Annotated in this window: 16 protein-coding genes; 12 read left to right on the plus strand and 4 right to left on the minus strand. The window is 53.3% G+C overall.

Going from position 1 to position 20,028, the window contains the following annotated elements; genetic code table 11:
* Positions 1 to 151: 151 nt before the first annotated feature.
* From AB182_RS18550 to AB182_RS18605, 12 genes are all read left to right on the plus strand, one after another.
* Positions 152 to 721, plus strand: a complete 570-nt coding sequence (locus tag AB182_RS18550; protein ID WP_222708285.1) for a chromate transporter — start codon at positions 152 to 154, stop codon at positions 719 to 721.
* Positions 718 to 1,248, plus strand: a complete 531-nt coding sequence (locus AB182_RS18555; protein ID WP_047371394.1) for a chromate transporter — start codon at positions 718 to 720, stop codon at positions 1,246 to 1,248. Before AB182_RS18550 ends, AB182_RS18555 begins: the two co-directional genes overlap by 4 nt.
* Before the next feature lie 283 nt (positions 1,249 to 1,531).
* Complete coding sequence (locus AB182_RS18560; RefSeq protein ID WP_047371395.1) at positions 1,532 to 2,371, plus strand: ABC transporter ATP-binding protein; 840 nt, start codon at positions 1,532 to 1,534, stop codon at positions 2,369 to 2,371.
* Complete coding sequence (locus AB182_RS18565) at positions 2,361 to 3,242, plus strand: ABC transporter permease (protein ID WP_047371396.1); 882 nt, start codon at positions 2,361 to 2,363, stop codon at positions 3,240 to 3,242. Before AB182_RS18560 ends, AB182_RS18565 begins: the two co-directional genes overlap by 11 nt.
* The gene (locus tag AB182_RS18570; RefSeq protein ID WP_047371397.1) at positions 3,239 to 4,312 is read left to right on the plus strand and encodes an ABC transporter permease; all 1,074 of its coding nucleotides are present in this window, start codon (positions 3,239 to 3,241) and stop codon (positions 4,310 to 4,312) included. The genes AB182_RS18565 and AB182_RS18570 overlap by 4 nt, the downstream gene beginning before the upstream one ends.
* Positions 4,313 to 4,359: 47 nt before the next feature.
* A complete protein-coding gene (locus tag AB182_RS18575) occupies positions 4,360 to 5,376 on the plus strand; it encodes an ABC transporter substrate-binding protein (RefSeq protein ID WP_047371398.1) in 1,017 nt (338 codons plus the stop codon).
* A 41-nt stretch (positions 5,377 to 5,417) separates the two neighbouring features.
* On the plus strand, positions 5,418 to 6,065 hold the full coding sequence (locus tag AB182_RS18580) for a TetR family transcriptional regulator C-terminal domain-containing protein (RefSeq protein WP_047371399.1): 648 nt from the start codon (positions 5,418 to 5,420) through the stop codon (positions 6,063 to 6,065).
* A gap of 236 nt (positions 6,066 to 6,301) precedes the next feature.
* Positions 6,302 to 7,690, plus strand: a complete 1,389-nt coding sequence (locus AB182_RS18585) for an NAD(P)-dependent oxidoreductase (RefSeq protein ID WP_223883556.1) — start codon at positions 6,302 to 6,304, stop codon at positions 7,688 to 7,690.
* Positions 7,683 to 8,987, plus strand: coding sequence for an NAD-dependent dihydropyrimidine dehydrogenase subunit PreA (preA, locus tag AB182_RS18590; protein ID WP_047371401.1), 1,305 nt, complete (start codon positions 7,683 to 7,685; stop codon positions 8,985 to 8,987). The genes AB182_RS18585 and preA overlap by 8 nt, the downstream gene beginning before the upstream one ends.
* 164 nt (positions 8,988 to 9,151) lie before the next feature.
* A complete protein-coding gene (hydA, locus tag AB182_RS18595; protein ID WP_047371402.1) occupies positions 9,152 to 10,600 on the plus strand; it encodes a dihydropyrimidinase in 1,449 nt (482 codons plus the stop codon).
* A 24-nt stretch (positions 10,601 to 10,624) separates the two neighbouring features.
* Positions 10,625 to 11,911, plus strand: a complete 1,287-nt coding sequence (locus tag AB182_RS18600; RefSeq protein ID WP_047371403.1) for a Zn-dependent hydrolase — start codon at positions 10,625 to 10,627, stop codon at positions 11,909 to 11,911.
* Positions 11,912 to 12,201: 290 nt separating this feature from the next.
* On the plus strand, positions 12,202 to 13,440 hold the full coding sequence (locus AB182_RS18605) for an EAL and HDOD domain-containing protein (protein ID WP_047371404.1): 1,239 nt from the start codon (positions 12,202 to 12,204) through the stop codon (positions 13,438 to 13,440).
* 22 nt (positions 13,441 to 13,462) lie between these two features.
* Here AB182_RS18605 and AB182_RS18610 read toward each other — a convergent pair whose 3' ends face one another.
* The 4 genes from AB182_RS18610 to AB182_RS18625 all read right to left on the minus strand — a co-directional run bounded on the left by AB182_RS18610 (position 13,463) and on the right by AB182_RS18625 (position 19,396).
* Positions 13,463 to 14,557: a hypothetical protein gene (locus AB182_RS18610; protein WP_047371405.1), complete on the minus strand. Its 1,095-nt coding sequence runs from the start codon at positions 14,555 to 14,557 to the stop codon at positions 13,463 to 13,465.
* A 513-nt stretch (positions 14,558 to 15,070) separates the two neighbouring features.
* Positions 15,071 to 17,689, minus strand: coding sequence for a fimbria/pilus outer membrane usher protein (locus AB182_RS18615; protein ID WP_167337894.1), 2,619 nt, complete (start codon positions 17,687 to 17,689; stop codon positions 15,071 to 15,073).
* A 117-nt stretch (positions 17,690 to 17,806) separates the two neighbouring features.
* Complete coding sequence (locus tag AB182_RS18620) at positions 17,807 to 18,529, minus strand: fimbria/pilus periplasmic chaperone (RefSeq protein WP_047371407.1); 723 nt, start codon at positions 18,527 to 18,529, stop codon at positions 17,807 to 17,809.
* 48 nt (positions 18,530 to 18,577) lie between these two features.
* Positions 18,578 to 19,396, minus strand: a complete 819-nt coding sequence (locus AB182_RS18625; protein WP_047371408.1) for a fimbrial protein — start codon at positions 19,394 to 19,396, stop codon at positions 18,578 to 18,580.
* Between the last annotated feature and the right edge of the window lie 632 nt (positions 19,397 to 20,028).

Genomic DNA, 20,028 nt, shown 5'->3' on the forward strand with positions numbered 1-20,028 from the left:
GAAATTCCGCTTATCCTTTGCCTTCTTCCCGTCTCTGTCACCACAGATCCCGGCGGCGATCATTTTTCTGCTGATAAAATTCCTGTAATTTCATCACGATTACAAATGGGTTATCGCGCGCCAGGGATCCGGTCATCACAGGTAGGTCGTTGTGCAAGAAAATAAGAAGATGTTCGCGTCGTCTGACGCTAAACCAACATTGTGGCAGCTCTGGCAGGCCTGCTTTATGTTAGGAGTGACCGGATTTGGCGGAGTGCTGCCGCTAATGCACCGGGCGCTGGTGGAAAAAAAGCGCTGGCTATCAGAACAACGCTTTGCCGAACTGCTGGGGCTGTGCCAGTTTCTGCCGGGCGGAAATGCCGTGAATTTGTGCGTCGCCACCGGGGTGGAATTTCATGGCATAAAAGGAGGGTTTGTCGCGCTGGTGGGGTTACTGACCGCTCCCTTACTGGTTATCGTTTGTCTCGGCAATATCTGGCTACTCTGGCATGACAATCCGCTGGTCGCCTCGGTCTTCGCCGGTATTTCCGCGGCGGCGGCGGGGCTTATCATTGCCACTGGCCTGAAAATTTTGCGCTCGATGCCGCGGGCGCTGACATCGTGGCTTATCCTTGGCGGGATCATTATTGCGATTGCCTTTTTCCGCCTGCCATTGCTGCCGGTCTTACTGGTCGCCGTGCCGCTGAGTATTATGCTGAGCTACCGGAAACACACATCATGACAACGCTGTTTTCCCTTGCCTTTATCTTTTTACAGCTCTCGTTTTTAGCCCTCGGCGGCGGTAACGCCATTATCCCTGAGTTGCAGCGCCAGGTGGTCGACGTGCATCACTGGATGACCTCACGGGAATTCAGCGAACTGTTCGCCCTGGCCCGGGCCGCGCCCGGCCCCAATATGATGATTACCTCACTGGTCGGCTGGCGTGTTGCGGGTATCGCCGGGCTGCTGGTATCAACCGTTTGCCAGTTTATCCCCTCGTCACTGATCGTGGTGGCATGCGTGACGTTATGGAATAAGAACACCGACGAGAAAATGAAACGCGTGTTAAACCATGCGTTAGTCCCCCTGACAGTCGGCCTGGTTATCTCCGGCGGGGCGCTGGTCGCCGGTGCGGTTGTCCACAATGCTCTGCAATTCGCCACCATCGCGGTGTGTATTGTCCTGTTTTTGAAAACCCGCTTTTCACCACTGATTTTACTGGCCGCAGGCGGAATAGTCGGACTGGTCGCAGCCTTATACGGGGTGTAACCCCATCTGCCACACCGCTGCATCCAGACTGTCACTCCCCCTTTGCGCAGGGGGCGTGTAGCCTGCAAACTCCCGCTTCTTTTTTCAGCGAAATTGCCCTGTCCCACCGCCTCTGCCTTGCCCCACGACCACGCACCATTGCCGACATTTGCACCAATTTAGCCATCAAAAAAGCTTATCTTGCAGCCAAAAACCGCGAAATAGCGCCTTTTAACGCCTGGCACAAAAATGGCATAGAGAAACAAACTTAACCAGTTAGTCAAAAAAACAGGGGAGGCCTGGAATGAGCCAGTTGATCTATGCAGAGGAATCTGCGGTCGTACCGTTAAAACCGGCAACCGCCACCGCACGGCCGGCCATCAGGGTAAACCAGGCCAACGTGATTTATCCGGCAGCCGACCAGCCGGTGCATGCCCTCAAAGACATTAACCTGACAATTCGCCAGGGAGAGTTTGTCTCGTTTATCGGCCCTTCCGGCTGCGGCAAAACCACACTATTGCGCGCTATTGCAGACCTCGAACCTATCACTTCCGGCGAAGTGCTGGTGAACGATATGTCCCCTTCGGAAGCACGCCAGGCGGGGGCATACGGCTATGTCTTCCAGGCCCCGGTCCTGTTGCCATGGCGTACCGTGCTGGCCAACGTCAAGCTGCCGCTGCAAATCCAGGGCGTGCCGCCGGAGCGCTGCGATGAAATCGCCCGCGAGCAGCTTGCACGCGTCGGGCTGAAAGGCTTCGAGAAAAAATATCCGTGGCAGCTTTCCGGCGGCATGCAGCAGCGCGTCTCCATTGCCCGAGCCCTGGGTTTTGAACCCAAAATTCTGATGATGGATGAGCCCTTTGGCGCGCTGGATGAACTGACGCGCGACAACCTCAACCAGCAATTACAGCAACTGTGGTTTAACGAACAGCGCACGATGGTCTTCGTGACCCATTCCATTTCCGAGGCCGTCTACCTGTCGACCAAAATTGTGGTGATGTCGCCGCGTCCGGGACGGATTGTGAAGGTGATTGACTCTCCGCTGCCCGCCGAACGCTCGCTGTCTATTCGCGACACCCCGGCCTTTTTACAGCTCGCCGCTGACGTGCGCGAAGCGCTGGTGGAGGGACACCATGACCATTAGTCAACGTCTGCATCTGCATGTTCTGCCCGTCGGCAGCGTATTGCTGGTGGCGTTGATCCTCTGGTATGCGCTGGCCTTCGCCCTGAATGCTTCCGGGGTGATTGACCGCGTACTGACCCCGCGCGGCCCCTGGACCAGTAGCGACCTGATTGCCGCGTCACTGAATGCCACCCGCCCGCTGCTGCCTGCGCCACATCAGCTGATTATTGATATCTGGAACAGCATCACCCAGTGGCCGCTCACCTCGCCGCGCAACCTATTACTGCATACCTGGGTGACTGCCAGCGCCGCGCTGACCGGTTTCGCCATGGGCGTGGTGCTGGGCGTACTGCTGGCGGTGTGTATTGTCCATTCACGGACGCTCGATAAAGCACTGATGCCGTGGATTGTCGCCTCGCAAACCATTCCCGTACTGGCGATCGCGCCTATCGTGCTCATTATTCTTGGCAGTCTGGGGGTAACAGGCATGCTCCCCAAAGCGACCATTGCCATGTACCTGTGCTTTTTCCCGGTCACCATCGCCACCGTGCAGGGGCTGCGTTCGCCGCAAAAAATGGAGATGGAACTGGTGCATACCTATGCCGCACGACGCGTCGATATCTTCTGGATGGTGCGTCTGCCCTCTTCTCTGCCGTATCTCTTTCCGGCATTTCGCGTCGCCATTGCCAGTGGGCTGGTCGGCACGATGGTGGCGGAGCTGCCCACCGGCGCACAGGCCGGGTTGGGGGCCAGGCTTCTCACCGGCTCTTATTACGGCAATACCATCCAGATCTGGTCTGCGCTGGTGATGGCCTCATTATTAGGCCTGGCCTTAACCGGGCTGGTAACCCTGACCGAACGTCTGGTGATGCGCCAGCGTAAGGGAGCATGATGAAAAAAAATCCCCTTCCCGGCACGCTGCTGTTAGTCGGCGCCTTCATCGTGGCCGTTCTGTCGCTCATTCAGTTAAGCGGAGACAGCGCTGCCTCTTATGCACTTCGTTCTCATGCGCTGTTGCTTATTGTCAGTTCGCTGCTGGCCTGTTCACAAACGGCGTTGCGTCACGTGTTGTTCGCTGTGGCACTCGCTGTCAGCGCACTCTGGCTGGCAATGCTGCCGTTTAATGGCCTGAGCACCCTCGCGCTGGCGCTGCTTGCCGCCGTCAGCGTACAGCGTCTGGCGAGCGCCCCGGTTCCTCCGGCTGCCGTCGCCGCACTGCTCGGCATCTGGCTGCTGTGGTTCTGGCAGATTCTGGTCACCGGCTTTGCCGTTCCGCAGGTCATCCTGCCTGCGCCACTGGACATTCTCACTGCGCTGGTCGACGGCGTCTCGCTGCTGGCGGGTGACCTGGTGCAGACGGTCCTCAAATCGGTGCTGGCGGGATATCTGCTCGGCTGCGGCGCAGGCATTGGCGTGGCGCTGCTTATCGACAGACTTCCCTTTCTGCAACGCGGGCTGCTGCCTGTCGCGAGCCTGACCAGTACCGTACCGCTGGTCGGCGTCGCGCCTATCGCCGTGATGTGGTTTGGTTTCGACTGGCCGTCAAAAGCCGCCGTAGTCATTCTGGTGACCTTTTTCCCGGCGCTGGTCAGCACGCTGGCCGGGTTAAAAGCGAGCGGCAAGCTCGAACAAGAGCTGATGTATTGCTACGCCGCAACGCCCCACCAACAGTTGCGCATGCTGCGCCTGCCCGCCGCGATGCCGTTTATTTTCAGCGCGCTGAAAGTCAACGCCACTCTGGCGCTCATCACCGCCATTGTCGCCGAGTATTTTGGCTCACCGACCGCCGGGCTTGGCTTTCGTATCTCCACAGAATCGGCGCGGATGCATATGCCCATAGTGTGGTCAGCGATTGTCGTGTCATCGCTGGCGGGGTCGCTGATTTACACCTTGCTGGTTCGGCTCGATCGCCGCGTGAATTTCTGGCATCCCTCGATTCGCGGGATGGCAACGGAAAAGTAAAACAACATAAAAACATGATGATGCACACTAACCCGAGGAGTTATCCCATGATGAAACGTTCCGCTTTTCGCCGGGGGTTGTTGCTGGCGGCAATGTCTGTGGCTTTTACCTTTTCAGCACACGCAGCAGAGAAAGTGACACTGCAGTTGAAATGGGTGCCGCAGGCGCAATTCGCTGGCTACTACGTGGCACAGGAAAAAGGGTTCTATAAAGAGGAAGGACTGGACGTCACGATCAAACCCGGTGGTACGGATATCTCCCCGGTGCAGGTGATTGCCGGAAAATCCGCCGATGTCATCGTCAACTGGCTGCCGGATGCCCTGGCGTCACGCGAGGCAGGCGTTCCGCTGGTTAACATCGCACAGGTTTATGATCGTTCCGGGATGATGCTGACCTGTAAAAAATCGAGCGGCATTAAAACGCCTGCCGATTTCAAAGGTAAAACGCTGGGCGTCTGGTACGGCGGCAATGAATACCCCTTCTTCAACTGGATGAACAAACTGGGGCTGAAACCGGGCAAAGACATTACCATCCTCAAACAAGGCTTTAACGTCGATCCACTGTTGCAGGATCAGGCAGCCTGTATCTCCACCATGAACTACAACGAATACTGGCAGCTGATCGACGCCGGTTTAAAAGAGGCGGATCTGATCACCTTCCCGTATGAGGATCAGGGCGTTTCCACCCTCGAAGATGGCCTGTACGTGCTGGATTCCAGCCTGAAAGATCCGGCGTTCGTCGCCAAAATGGCGAAGTTCCTCAAAGCCTCGTTTAAAGGCTGGGATTATGCGGTGAAACACCCGCAAGAGGCGGCGAAAATCGTGGTTGCGGAAGATGCTTCCGGTGCCGCCACCGAAGAGGTGCAGACTCGCCAGATGGAGAACGTGGCGAAGCTTATCACTAACGCCAACACGCCGAAAATCGGCTATCTCGATCCGGCCGCCTACCGTCGCACGATTGATGTCTTATTGCACAGCGGTGGCGATACACCGGTTATCAAAAAAGATCCGGGTGACAGCGCCATGACCCATACCGTCTGGGATGCTGCGGCAAAACTGAAATAACCCCTCCCCGCCAGGGACGGCGGGTTTCACTGGAGCCAGTCATGAATGAAAGCCTGCTGAGCGGCATTGAGGTCGCGCTGGAAAAAGGGCGTATTCGCCAGGATAACGAGGCGATCATAATGCCTGCCGCTGAACGGATCTTCGCCCGGTACGGATTTCGCGGCGCCACCATGCAGCAGATTGCCGATGCCGCTGACCTGCCCAAAGCCAATCTGCATTACTATTTCGGCAATAAACAAACCCTTTATTTGCGCGTGCTGGAATGCATTCTGCACGACTGGCTGGCGCCGCTGGAAGGCATTTCCGCCAGTGCCGATCCCAAAACCGCGCTGGAAGAGTATGTCCGTAAAAAGATCGGCTTTAGTTTTGCCCGCCCGGAAGCCTCCCGCCTGTTTGCCAATGAGATCCTGCAAGGGGCGCAGGTGGTTCACCCACTATTAAAGACGCAGCTTCGACAACTGGTGGCGGAAAAGGCCCGCATCCTTGATGGCTGGATTGCGCTCGGCAAGCTCTCTGCGATGGACACCACCCACTTCTTTTTTACCGTCTGGTCCATGACCCAAACCTATGCGGATTTTGATATCCAGATTGCCGCCGTACTGGGAGATGACTCGCACAGCGAAACAGCGCAGCAACGGGCGACAGACCATGTATTGCGCTGTGTCTGGCGAATCTGCGGCCTTGAATGAACCTTGCTGCAAAATGCAGCAATCAGCGTCAAATAAGGTGCGAAATGCACCAAAAAACAGCAATAACAGTCCGGTTATTTTATTCATGTTTCTCTGCTCCCCTGAATTTACGCGTTATGCAGCAAACCTGTCGCAAATGGCACGTAATTAGCATGGTTATTACGCGAAAACTTAACCATCTGGTCAGGATTTTTAACGCAGGGGAGAGATAACCCTGCTGACAATTCAGGAGAAGCATGATGAGCAACGATTCAGGTATCCACGCCCGGGGGATCCAGGCCGCACGGCTGACTCCCGACGCGTATGCCCGCGAGTTTGCGGACTGCGCCCCCCCGTTAACCGCTGCCCAGGCGGTGATTGAAGCAGAACGCTGTTATTACTGCTTTGATGCCCCCTGCTCCCGCGCCTGCCCGGCGGATATCGATGTGCCGAGCTTTATTCAGCGCATCGCCCAGAGCAACGATCGCGGCGCGGCAGAGATCATTTTACGCGCCAATGTGTTGGGCGGGATCTGTAGCCGCGTCTGCCCGACCGAAACCTTGTGCGAACAAGCCTGCGTGCGTAACGCGCAGGATGGCCGCCCGCTCAATATCGGCCTGCTCCAGCGCCACGCCACCGACCATTTCTTTGCTAACCCCGGGGACCCCCTGTTCGTCCGTGGGCCTGAAACCGGCAGGCGCATTGCCGTGGTCGGTGCCGGGCCCGCCGGGCTTACTGTCGCCCACCACCTGGCAATAGCAGGCCACAGCGTGGATCTCTTTGATGCCCGCAGCAAAGCTGGCGGTCTTAATGAATACGGTCTTGCCCGCTACAAAGTGACCGACGATTTCGCCGCGCGGGAAGTGGCCTGGCTGCTTTCAACAGGCGGCATCACGCTGCATACGGATAAAACATTGGGCAACGATTTTAGCCTCGCTCAGTTACGAGCCCGCTACGACGCGGTATTTCTCGGCACTGGGTTAGCGGGGGTGAATCAACTGGAAACCGGAGATACAGAACCCGAAGGGGTCTGTGAAGCGGTGGATTTTATCGCTGATTTGCGCCAGTGCGCGGATCTGAGCCAGTTCCCCGTTGGCCGTAAAGTCGTGGTCATTGGCGGTGGGATGACCGCCGTTGACGCCGCCGTGCAGGCGAAAAAACTTGGCGCGCAGGAGGTGACGCTGGTGTATCGCCGTGGCGAAGCACAGATGAAAGCCTCGGAAAAAGAGCGGCAATGGGCGCAGCTTAATGGCGTCACGATACGCCTGTGGGCCGCCCCCTTGCGCTTCGAGCAGCACAACAACCGGCTGACGGGCCTAGTGTTCAGCGTGGTGCGTGAGGGTGAAGTCAGTGATGAAACCTTCACGCTGGAAGCCGACATGGTGCTCAAAGCCATCGGGCAGACCTTCGACAGCGCTCCCGTTGGACAAGCCATTTCGCTCAAACACGGACGTATTGTCACCGACGAGTGCGGTCGCACCTCGCTGGCGGGCGTCTGGGCCGGGGGAGACTGCTGTGCGGGCGGCCTTGACCTGACGGTCGATGCTGTACGCCAGGGCAAGCTCGCCGCCCGTTCCATCGCACTGGCTCTGTCCATTACCGACGCCGCTAACGCCACCTCATTTCAGGAGCACTCCCATGGCTAGTCTGCATACCGATTTTCTTGGCATCAAAAGCCCCAATCCGTTCTGGCTGGCCTCCGCGCCGCCGACGGACAAAGAGTACAACGTAGAGCGCGCCTTTCAGGCAGGCTGGGGCGGCGTGGTGTGGAAAACGCTCGGGCTGGATCCGCACGTGGTCAACGTGAGCGGGCCGCGCTACGGCACCCTGCTCGGGCCCGACCGCCGCATTCTTGGGCTCAATAACATTGAGCTGATTACTGACCGGACGCTGGCCATCAACCTTGAAGAGATAACCCGCGTCAAACAGCGGTGGCCCGACCGGGCAGTGGTGGTGTCGATCATGGTGCCCTGCGAAGAAGAGGCCTGGAAAACCATTCTGCCGCAGGTAGAAGCCACCGGGGCTGACGGTATTGAGCTTAACTTCGGTTGCCCGCATGGGATGAGCGAACGCGGAATGGGCGCGGCAGTCGGCCAGGTGCCGGAATATATCGAAATGGTTACCCGCTGGTGCAAGCAATATTGCAGCCTGCCGGTGATCGTCAAACTGACGCCGAATATCACCGATATTCGTTATCCGGCCAGGGCCGCGAAAGCGGGCGGCGCAGATGCCGTGTCGCTGATCAACACCATTAATTCGGTAATAGGCGTGGATCTCGACCAGATGTTGATGTCGCCTCATACCGGCAGCCAGGGTTCACACGGCGGCTATTGCGGCCCGGCGGTGAAGCCGATTGCGCTGAATATGGTCTCGGAAATTGGCCGCGATGCCCAGACCCGTGGGTTGCCGATTTCCGGGATTGGCGGCATCGGCACCTGGCGCGATGCGGCAGAGTTTATCGCGCTGGGTTGCGGCACGGTGCAGGTCTGTACCGCCGCGATGGTCTATGGCTTCCAGATTGTGCGCGACATGATAAGCGGCCTTGAAAACTACATGGACCAGAAAGGGTTTCGGACCATCGAAGACTTCCGCAGCATGGCGCTACCCAGCGTCACCGACTGGCGTTATCTCAACCTTAATCACGTGGATAAAGCGGTAATCGACCAGGCGTCGTGCATTAAGTGCGGGCGCTGTCATCTGGTGTGTGAGGACACGTCGCACCAGGCGATTGCCGCCACCACCGGGGATGAACGCCGTTTCGAGGTACGTGAAGAGGATTGTGTCGGCTGCAATCTGTGCGCCTCGATTTGCCCGGTGGAGAACTGTATTTCACTGCGTAGTTTGCAACCCGGCGAAGTGGATAAGCGTACCGGCAAAGTAGTGACGGACCAGTACGCCAACTGGACAACGCACCCGAATAACCCGATGGCGCAATCGGCGTAGCTGAGAGCGGTGCGGCCTGCTCCCCCTCACCCCGGCCCTCTCCCTCAAGTGAGAGGGAGAAAGACAAAGACAGCTCGATCCAGTCCCCTCTCCCCCTGGGAGAGGGTTAGGGTGAGGGACAATGAACATCACTCACCAAACCAACGCACTACAGGAGAAAACGAATGCGTAACCTGTTGATCAAAGGCGGCACGGTCGTCAACGCGGACCATCAGTGTCGTGCCGATGTGCTCTGTGTCGACGGCATCATCGCAGCCGTCGGCGATGCATCCCAGTGGGATCTTCCCATCGGTACCGAAACCGTGGACGCGGGCGGGTTATACGTCATGCCTGGCGGCATCGACCCGCACACCCACATGAATTTCCCGTTTATGGGCACCACCACGGTCGATGATTTTTACAGCGGCACCGCCGCGGCGCTGGCGGGCGGGACAACCACCATTATCGATTTCGTCATCCCCAACCCACAACAACCGCTGATGGACGCTTACCGCCAGTGGCGCGGCTGGGCAGAAAAAGCGGCGGCCGATTACAGTTTTCATGTCGCCATCACCTGGTGGGACGAAAGCGTACGCCAGGACATGGGCACGCTGGTGCAACAGGAAGGCATCAACAGCTTCAAACATTTCATGGCCTATAAAAACGCCATCATGTGCGATGACGAAACGCTCATGAACAGTTTCCGCCGCTGCCTGGAACTGGGGGCGATGCCCACCGTACACGCGGAAAACGGCGAGATGGTCTGGCTGTTGCAACAAGAGATGCTTAAGCAAGGCATCAGCGGGCCGGAAGCCCATCCACTTTCCCGTCCGCCGGAAGTGGAAGGTGAAGCGGCCAACCGGGCGATTACGGTGGCCAGCATTATGGGTGTGCCGATTTACGTGGTACATGTCTCGTGCCGCGAATCGGCCGACGCTATCGCACGGGCGCGTGGACGCGGACAGCGTGTCTATGGTGAGGTGCTTGCGGGGCATCTGGTGATTGATGACAGCGTCTATCGCCATCCGGATTTTGGCTTCGCCGCCGCGCATGTGATGAGCCCGCCTTTTCGCGATAAATCCCACCAGTCAGCACTGTGGCATGGCCTGCAATCCGGCCAGCTTCACACCACCGCCACCGACCACTGTACGTTTTGCGCCAGCCAGAAAGCAGCAGGCCGCGACAATTTCACGAAGATCCCTAACGGCTGCGGCGGTGTAGAAGAGCGCATGGCAGTGATCTGGGATGCCGGGGTGAACAGTGGGCGTCTGACGCCGAGTGAGTTTGTTGCGATAACCTCCGCGAATACCGCGCGCCTTTTCAATATTTATCCCCGTAAAGGCTGTGTGGCGCCGGGGGCGGATGCCGACCTGGTGCTCTGGGATCCGACAGGTAGCAAAACCCTCTCTGCCAGCACCCACCACTCGCGCAATGACTTCAATATTTTCGAAGGCCGCACGGTTACCGGCGTACCAGCCTATACCGTGAGCCAGGGCCAACTGGTATGGGCAGACGGCGAACTGCGCGTTCGCGAAGGGGCGGGGCGCTATATCAAACGTCCGGCATTTGGGCCGGATTTCAGTGCCGCCGCCGCGTGGGAGCGCCAGCGCGCACCACAGGCCGTCGCCCGTTAATCATCTGACACAGAGGAAACAAGCATGAGCAGCGAAGTTGAATCACCCGAGACAAACCGCATTGATATCAGCGACCTTCGTGTGGATGGCGCACGGTTGTGGCAATCATTAATGGATCTCGCGCACATCGGCGCCACCCCCAAAGGCGGGGTTTGCCGGTTAACGCTGACCGACCTTGATCGTCAGGGCCGGGATTTGGTCGTTGGCTGGGGTAAAGCCGCTGGGTTGTCGGTCGAAATTGACCAAATTGGCAATGTTTTTATGCGCAGACCAGGCCGCAATAATGCCCTGCTGCCGATTGTCGCGGGAAGCCATATTGACACCCAACCTACCGGAGGGAAATTCGATGGTAATTTTGGCGTTCTGGCTGCGCTCGAAGTTATCCGCACATTGAATGACCGTGGCATTGAAACCGAAGCGCCAGTAGAGATGGTTTTCTGGACCAACGAAGAGGGGTCGCGATTCGTGCCCGTTATGATGGGGTCAGGTGTGTTCGCGGGGATTTTCCCCCTGGAGACAGCTTATGCGGCCACTGATACCGACGGGAAAACGGTGAAAGATGAACTGCACAAAATTGGCTATGCGGGTGACGTGGTGCCAGGCACCCACCCTATCGGCGCCTACTTTGAGGCGCATATTGAGCAAGGCCCGATTCTGGAAGACAAGGATATCACCATCGGCGTGGTTCAGGCGGTGCTCGGCATTCGCTGGTATGATTGTATTGTGACGGGAATGGAGTCGCATGCGGGCCCAACGCCAATGGCTATGCGTAAAGATGCCTTGCAGGTTGCCACCCAAATCATGCAGGAAGTGGTTAACATTGCCGGGCAATTCGCGCCTCATGGTCGCGGAACCGTAGGTATGGTCCAGGTATATCCAAACAGCCGCAACGTCGTGCCCGGCAGCGTCAAATTTTCTATCGATTTTCGCAATATGACCGATGCCGACGTTGATGAAATGGACGCGGCGTTAAAAGCGTTTATTGCGCAGACGGCGCAAAAAACCGGGCTGCAGGTGGAGCTGAAACAGGTCTCGCAATATCCTGCGGCCCCTTTCCACCCGGATTGCAAAGAGGCCGTACGGCGGGCGGCGCAAAAACTCGGCTATTCTTCCATGGATATTGTTTCCGGGGCAGGACATGATGCGGTTTATATGAGCATGCTCGCACCTGCTGGAATGATTTTTATTCCCTGCAAGGATGGCATCAGTCACAATGAGATAGAATATTCATCACCGGAACAGGTAACGTCCGGGGCAAATGTGCTGTTACACGCTATGCTGGAAAAAGCCGGGGTTGTGTCTCGATCGTAATCAGATACGTCATACCAAACCCGGTTGCAGGCAATCGGGTTTATTTTTTCAGCAGACAGTCCATTTTTACAGAAAACTTTCTCGATAATGCCCTGTAAATGAAGATGGGATTTGACTTAAGTCCCTCAGAAGTTTACAAAAGATACGATCTTCTGTAAGACCCACACACGTCTTTGCCATTTTCGTCCAGGCTTCCATTTCATCGGTAAAGGAAAATGATGGGGGATTAACCGGTTACATACCTTATTGACCGGTTTTTGTTTTTTGCAGGCATCTGTATGGAGTATCCAATGTTTTCTTTTGTCGCCCGCCAGGCGATTTTCGACGAAAATATGAACACAGTCGGTTATGAGCTGTTGTTCAGAGACAGCATGACGAACCGGTTTCCCGACGTTACCCCGGAATATGCCACTGCCCAAATCATCGTCGAACAATTTCTTGGCGCGCCGCTGGGTCGCCTCAAGGAGTACAGCGCGATTTTTGTCAATTTCCCGTATGAACTGCTGGTCCAGGGCATGGCCGAGACATTGCCAAAAGATCGTGTGATTGTGGAAATACTCGAAACGGCTGAACCGACTCCCCGCCTGCTTCAGACTGTAAAACAGCTTTATAAACATGGCTTTCGAATCGCCCTGGATGATTTTGAACTTGGCGATACGTGGAATGACTTCCTGCCGTATGTCAGCATCATCAAATTTGATGTGCGGATGAGCACGCCAGAAGCGATTAAAGCGTACATAAAAAATAAAGCTGACCTGTTGGAAGGGACTGTGTTTCTCGCCGAAAAAGTGGAAACAGAGGAAGAATACGCCTGTTATAAAAAACTCGGCTGCACGTTATTTCAGGGCCACTATTTCAGTAAGCCTGTTATCCATGCTAATAACAAACTCATTCAAAATCAGTCCATCACGCTGAAATTGATGAAAGAAGTCAATGCGGATTCACCTGACTTTGTGCGCATTGAAGCCTTGCTGAAACAAGATCTGGCGCTCTCTTTCAAACTCATGCGCTATGCGCAGAATATCGTTTTTAACGCGCGCGGCATCAAAAACGTGCGCAGCCAGTCGCTTAAAGACATCATTTTCTATCTCGGCACTAATGAACTGCGCCGTTTTGTGCTGGTGGCCTGTTTAACCTCGGTGAATGTCGGCAAGACGGACGAGATATACCATCGTTGCCTGATCCGTGGAAAATTCTGCGAGCTCGCCGCCGCACGCTCCATCAGCCGCCACTCGTCTGATGATGCCTTTATCGTGGGGCTGTTTTCACAGCTGGATGATATCTTTGAGATGCCGATGGCAGACCTGATCGGCCAGATCGACGTCTCAGCGAACGTCATGATGGCGCTGCGGGAAAAACGCGGCCCGCTATACCCTTACCTGCATCTGGCGCAGCTTTACGAAAACCATAAATGGGAAGATGTTAGCGCGCTCGGCCACAGACTGGGGTTTAACCGCAGCGTGGTGGCGGAATTGATGAAGACAGCGGCCCAGTGGGCCGATGAAATCCCTGGCAGCACCACCGGTTAAGCCATGTCCGGGCACCGATCGCTTATTCGTAGTTAGCAACCACTTCTATTGCTGCTCTGGCTCTGCCTGGCTGTGGTATCGCTTCGGTTTGAATAAAACGTGCCGCCATTTTGACGGTGGCAGAAGGCGCATTAGCCCCTAAGGTGATCGTGGGGGCATAACCGCTAACCAGCGAACTGACCGAGATGGGCATGTTAAACGCCACCGGTTTAACAGGGTTAATACCCGTAACCTGCGTGCTGTAATCGCCCCAGGCAAGTTGAACGCCATAACCCTGTGCCCCGCCGGCATCCAGCGCGATTGTTCCGCCAAGCGGGTTACCCAAATGATCGCTTACGATAACCGACGAGTAGGGAATAATTTTCAAGGATGGCGCTTTATTTTTGTTATTAGCGGTTTTGTTGCTTATGGAGCCATTCACAATTCCGCCATAGCCGTAAGCCTTCACCGGGCAATCAACGATAAAGCTGGCATCGCGCCATTCTGAAAAGCGATAAAAATTGAGGTGTTTGCCCAGTTGCACGGTTTGATTGGGCGTTCTCAGATTACAGGTACCCACATACAGTTTCGCGCTGCCAAGCAATGCGCGTGCGCTGATTATCCAGAATGACTCACTTAAAGCCCGGTTGCTGGTTAATGTTGCCGGGTTAAGATGTTCCCCCCCTGAACCGGGAATAAACCCCTGCACAACCGTTGGCCCGATAATTCCAAAAGGCGACACAGTAGAGGGAATATCGCCAGGAATTTTCCACAGACGAATGGTAACACCCTGATGGCGCCAGTAATTGGTACCATTCGCGGTTTCGCTGCTTATCGTCAGCATTGCGGGCCAGGCAGGGATAGCGGGAAACCCCGATACATCAAGGCTATTAACGGATATACCAATACCGCTAACATTAGTGGGATAGATAATATAGCCAGCTTGTGAGGTATCTCCGCTACCGGAGACATATGTTAAGGTCGCCGCCCTTGAAACCAGCCCACCAGACGGGCTGGAGGTACAGCGTGCGGTAACATTGTCAACGATTTGCATATTCAGACGATAAAGCTCGCTATAGTCTGTGATATGTGAACTGACAGTAATATTTACAGGCGCAATTTCTACGTTAACCGGCACAGGGTTTCCTCCGGATAAACAGGTTAGTTCTGCCGCACTTATTTTTTCGCCATAGCTCAAAGAAAGAGATATTATAAACATCATCTTTGTTAGCCATGCTCGAAACTGCAACAGACAGATACTACATTTTGATGATCGCCCCATTGTATTGATATTCACCCGTTAATATTAGGCACTTTATTTTTTATCAAAAAAGAGTAGCGTTTCAATCGTTAACCTTCAATTTCCATAAAACGTAAAAACATTAATTCGCAATAAAATAAAAAACAGATATTAATTTTGAAATATTTAATTACATTCCAATGCGCAGAATAATATTCCAAAACAAAACTATTTTTTGAGCTGGTAAACTCTCTTATTCTGAATTTTCATTTGTGATAAACACTATTCCGGAATCCAGCTCGAAAAATTCCAAGCATGTGATTATTCGATAAAAAAGGGACGAAGGGCACATAAAAAAGGCGGTAATCGAAATTACCGCCGAAAGCGAGACAGGCTTTATGGGAAAGAAAACTACGGCGTAACGGCTGCCAGAGTACCGCCGCTATGACCCGAACGCCCTGGTGCCTGGTATGTCTGACATGGCATGGTGAACTGCTGAGGCAGTCCCTGCATTTCTTTGTCTTTAGGTTCAGGCACAAGGACATAACTCACCTGACAGCGGTTATGCATTTCTTCACCCCATTTCACCACCAGCGTGCCTTTCTCTTCTTCTACGCGGGCATAAATCAGACCGCCCTGCGTGACCGTACCGACGTTGGCATTTTTATCATTAAAGACCTCGGCACCAAAAGGTACCGGCTCGCCGCCAAATGTGGAACGAATAAGTACTGCCGTTCCGCGGTGAGTATCAAATTTCACTTTCACCACCGCACCTGCGCGGGGTACAACAGTTTGTGAGGTACTTTCAAATTCCACGTCCAGCGAAGAACCTTCCGGATCGATGGCGACCGAGTTCATACTGTAAGGCACTAATCCCGGATATAACGCATAGCCGAACATATCAACTTTCGAACTGGCATACCCTGCCACTCTGGCGCCTTCAGCGCCCTTGGCTTCAATAAGCGCAAAAGTATCGTTATTAATTGGCGAAAGCGTCACTCCGCCAGAATGCACTACGGCTGCGCCATTCATGCTCAGGGAGGTGCTCTTATAATTTCTTCCCTGGCTATAGCTGCCGTTCATTGTCGCAGCGCTCCCCTGCCAGCCCAACCCCATGGTGGTCGAAGTGCCACTGTAATTGTCATGGCTGGCAGCCATGTTGTAATTGTATTTGTTATTTTCACCAAAGGTGCCGGAAACCATCGCCTGCTCACCTTTGCCCCCGTCGCTGTTTTGGTTATAACGCAGGCTCAGATAAGGCGCGCGGGTTTCAAAGCTGTCCCACAGTGGCATGGAAAGCCCAAGGTAGAAGTTCGTTTGTTCCCGACCAGAGGCCGTTTTGCTGCGCCCGGCGCTGATGCTGTAGTTAAAGCGCCAGAAATTATTGGAATAGCCTATCTGGTAATATTTGTTATAACCCTGCTTACTGTTCCAGTAGTTTTCCATGGTAGCGCTGGCATACACACTGCCCCAGCCATCAGGTAATCCCTGATTCAGGCTGATATTAAAGCGGTTTTTCGAACGCCAGATACTGTCAACGCTGTAGCCTTCTTTGACATAGTCCCGCGCCTGCAGCGCTGTCAAAAACTCCATATAGTTTTTACTGGAGAAACGGTACGCGGCCAGCGTGATATTACTGTCGGTTTCGTTAATAAGCTTACTGTAGCTAATGCGATAACTTTGTCCCTGCAGTTTACCGCCGCCTTTTTTGCCGACATCGCTGTTAGACCAGGTTACGTCGGCACTCAATGCCCCGATAACACTGCCCACTGCCGTTCCCAACTGCGCTGACTGATAGTGCTTACTGAACTGCACACCACCGTAGCCCGTCAGGTAATTACTCAACCCGCGTTGATACGTTGCTTCATAGAATACGGGTTCGGTGGAAAGATTGGTTTCGCGTAATTTACCTGCGGTGAAACTGTACTCCTGAACGCCGGGGCGCAATAGCTGGGCTACTGATGCATAGGCCATGGTGTATTGCTGAACGCTGCCGTCGGCCTCTTTGATAGTAATCTCCAGATCGCCGCCGTAGCCAGCAGGATAGAGATCATCAATAATAAACGCGCCCGGTGTTACCGTGGTTTCATAGATAATATTGCCTAACTGACGGACGGTCACTTTGGCATTGGTTTTTGCTACACCACGAATTTCTGGCGCATAGCCGCGTTGCACATCCGGCAACATCCGCGAATCACTGTTGATACGCGCACCGATGAAAGGCACGGAACTAAAGATCTGACCGGTGGTATTGCTTTCCCCGGCAACAAACTGGCTGCGCAGGGCGGCAATATCACGCTGAATATAAGTGTTAGTGACGTTATATTTGCCACCCTGATTTTTATCCCAGTTATAGGATCCATTATGGCGTAGCTGCCATGCGCCAATATTTAACCCTGCATTCAGCGAGGCAAATAATGAACGAGAATCATAACCGCTATAACTGGAATCATAGCCGTTGAGGTAATAACCCAGCATCAGGGCCGGAATACCACTCTCCCACAATTCGGGACTCACTGCACCGCGCATGGTACGGTTAACCATTGCCTGAGGCACGGTGATATTCAGACGCTGCTCGCTACTGTCGAACTCTACCTTTGCCTGAGGAATCAGTTTTTCAATATCGGTACAAGGGTGGGCCGCTTCGATGGTCTCCCTGGCCTCTGTGGACAGGCGGTCTTCTTTTAAATTGATCAGACGAACCAGTTTAGGTGTTAAGCAAGGGTAAACGCGCTTATTGCTCGCCTCCTTGAACTCCACCTCATCATTTGCCATTTGTACGTCATTGACAAAAATGCTGACGCGGTATTTGCCCGGTGTGGCACTGGAGCCAAAAGTAAAACGCTCAAGGTCGACTTTGTTGTGTCCCATCATACGCAACAGGTCATCTTCAAACTCAACCACATTGCGCGCATAATCATCGGGATCGTTCGCTGCAATTTCTTCTACTGCTGTTGTTTCGATATTCTCTTCGCTTTTCGCGAGTTCTTCACCCCAGACAGGAAAAGCCATCAGCAACGATAACGCCACAGGTGACAACCGGCCTCGAAATGGCAATGTTTTACATCTGGCGTTAGACAATTCCATAAGAAACCCCGGTAAACTCCGTTAATCCATTAACCGCAAAACACAGAGGTATTGATTTATTTATTTGTTTTGCGCCTGCGCAGAAACCAATGCGCCATAATCATTTATTGCGTGGTAATACAATTTTTTAATATCAGTGACTTTATTAATTCCTGAGAATTTATAATGCTGTGTTTCCCCAGGCGCGATCATTTTGCCCTCCGTATCTTTGCCACCATACTGTAGAAGCTGTAGAGAGACATAATACGGCGTCGGGTTAGTCACATTGACGCCATCACCGGCAGGCTGCCACTGAAGTTCTTTAATAGCCTGTAACGAATTGCCTTTCAACCCAGCCGGACGATAGAACAATTTAATGCGTGAACGAAACGCAATATTCAGGCGACTTTGGTCTTCTTTAATTCCTTTCGATTTGGCCGGTACTTCCAGGACATTTACCCAGAAAACAGATTCTTTATCTTGCGGTAACGGCGGCGATCCTAAGTACGTGATACGTAGCGATTGTGATTTACCCGCATCCACACGGTTAATCGGCGGCGTTAACACAAACGGAACGGCAATGTTAGCCGGTACCGCTTTTTCCGTACCAGCATCCATCCAGTTCTGAATTAAGACAGGCACTTTATTATTATTAGTAACGGTAACCGTTACCTCTTTCTTCTTGCCCTGATAAATAACACGAGTACCATTAATAACAATACTTGCCTGCGCCAGTTGCATCCCGCAGAGCATTACGGCGGTCAGGGCTACTGCTGCGCATTTAAATGAATGACGCAATCCCATATACACTCCTGTAAAAAAGAAAGGGGCAGAGGCTGCCCCTTAGAGACATTATTCGTACATCAGGTCATATACGACAAAGCTACGAACCATACCGGCAGTCACACCCGTCGCGCTACCGCTGTCAGAAACGTATTCCACGAAGTACGGTAAAGACGTGGTATCAGCATCGCCTTTGTAAGTATCACCGCCCAGTAATCTTGCCTTGTTATTGGCGATCTGGTCGTTAGTGTCACCCACTTTAATAACACGGTAGTCGCTGTCCAGCAGGCGCAGTTTCACGCCGGTTGCAGCACCGTTATCACTCGGGGTCACAGTCAAATCATCCGCAAAAGCACGCGAGGTGTTTTGCACAGCGATGTTATTTAAATAACCGGTCACCATGTCAACGTTGCCCAGCATTTCCGCTGCCATCGCGGCACCAGCAACCGCCCCATGACGACTTTCATAGCGCTCAACGTCACCGGTCGCCAGATTACCACCGAAAATCGCTTTCACTTTGGTGACAGTAGCGGAAGTGCCGGTTGGGATACCGCTACTGTCCCTTTCTGCAACTTTACCGATAACGCATGGAGAAGGTAATGCGGATGCCTGGCTGTGTACCTGTAAGAAGAACGGCGTACGTCCGGCGGCTCCATTTGCTGCAAATTCAGATTTAGGAACAGGACGCAGCAGTACGGTGTTCGAGGTATCCGCGGCAGCAGTGCCACCGGTGCCATCCACAGTGCCCTGAACATCTACATAGCAGGTGGTGTCGGTGATTTCACCGATAAACTCAATGGTACCGCCATTTTCGGTTACCGGTGCCGCGTATGCCGCGTTCATTGTCAGTGCTGCCAACACAGATGATGCGATAAGAAGCTTTTTCATATTTGATGTCCCATAATTGAGATAAAAATTTGCAAACGTCCATTTCGCTTAATGATTAAGCAGATAAAGATGGCGGCTTAGATACGAACACTTACGGCGACAGGCAAGCCACTGAAGATATTTCTTATCGCTTCACCATCTTTTCGAGAGCAAATTTATCTTTAAACGGGTGATATACATAATCATCACAACACTAAAACTGAATCACTAACCTCCCGCAGTTAAATAGACACTTCCACCACAAAAGACAATTACCAGGATATTTTGTGTTGGCTTAATTTGTATAAATTGCGCCAAATCAAATTATCAACTCGTTTTTTTCGTGAAATTTTTTCTTATTTTTAGCGCACCAAAAAACGAACCAAAAAACATCACCTTTAAAAACAGGTAATTAAATTGCACAAATTTTTATGTGTTCACTATGTACTGAACGTAAAGAGAATGTATTTTGTATTGCAAAATTTATCAAAAACAAGAAAACATTATCGCTGGTTATATTTACCATCATAAAATACAAAAAACATAACCCAGATAAATATATTATCCACTACGTTACGTAAGGTAATACTTTGCGGGTTTCTCTGATGAATTTAAATTGTATAATCGCTGAACAGTTCTGACATCATATATCA

It is taken from the genome of Phytobacter ursingii, from assembly GCF_001022135.1.
GTDB classification, from domain to species: Bacteria; Pseudomonadota; Gammaproteobacteria; order Enterobacterales; family Enterobacteriaceae; genus Phytobacter; species Phytobacter ursingii.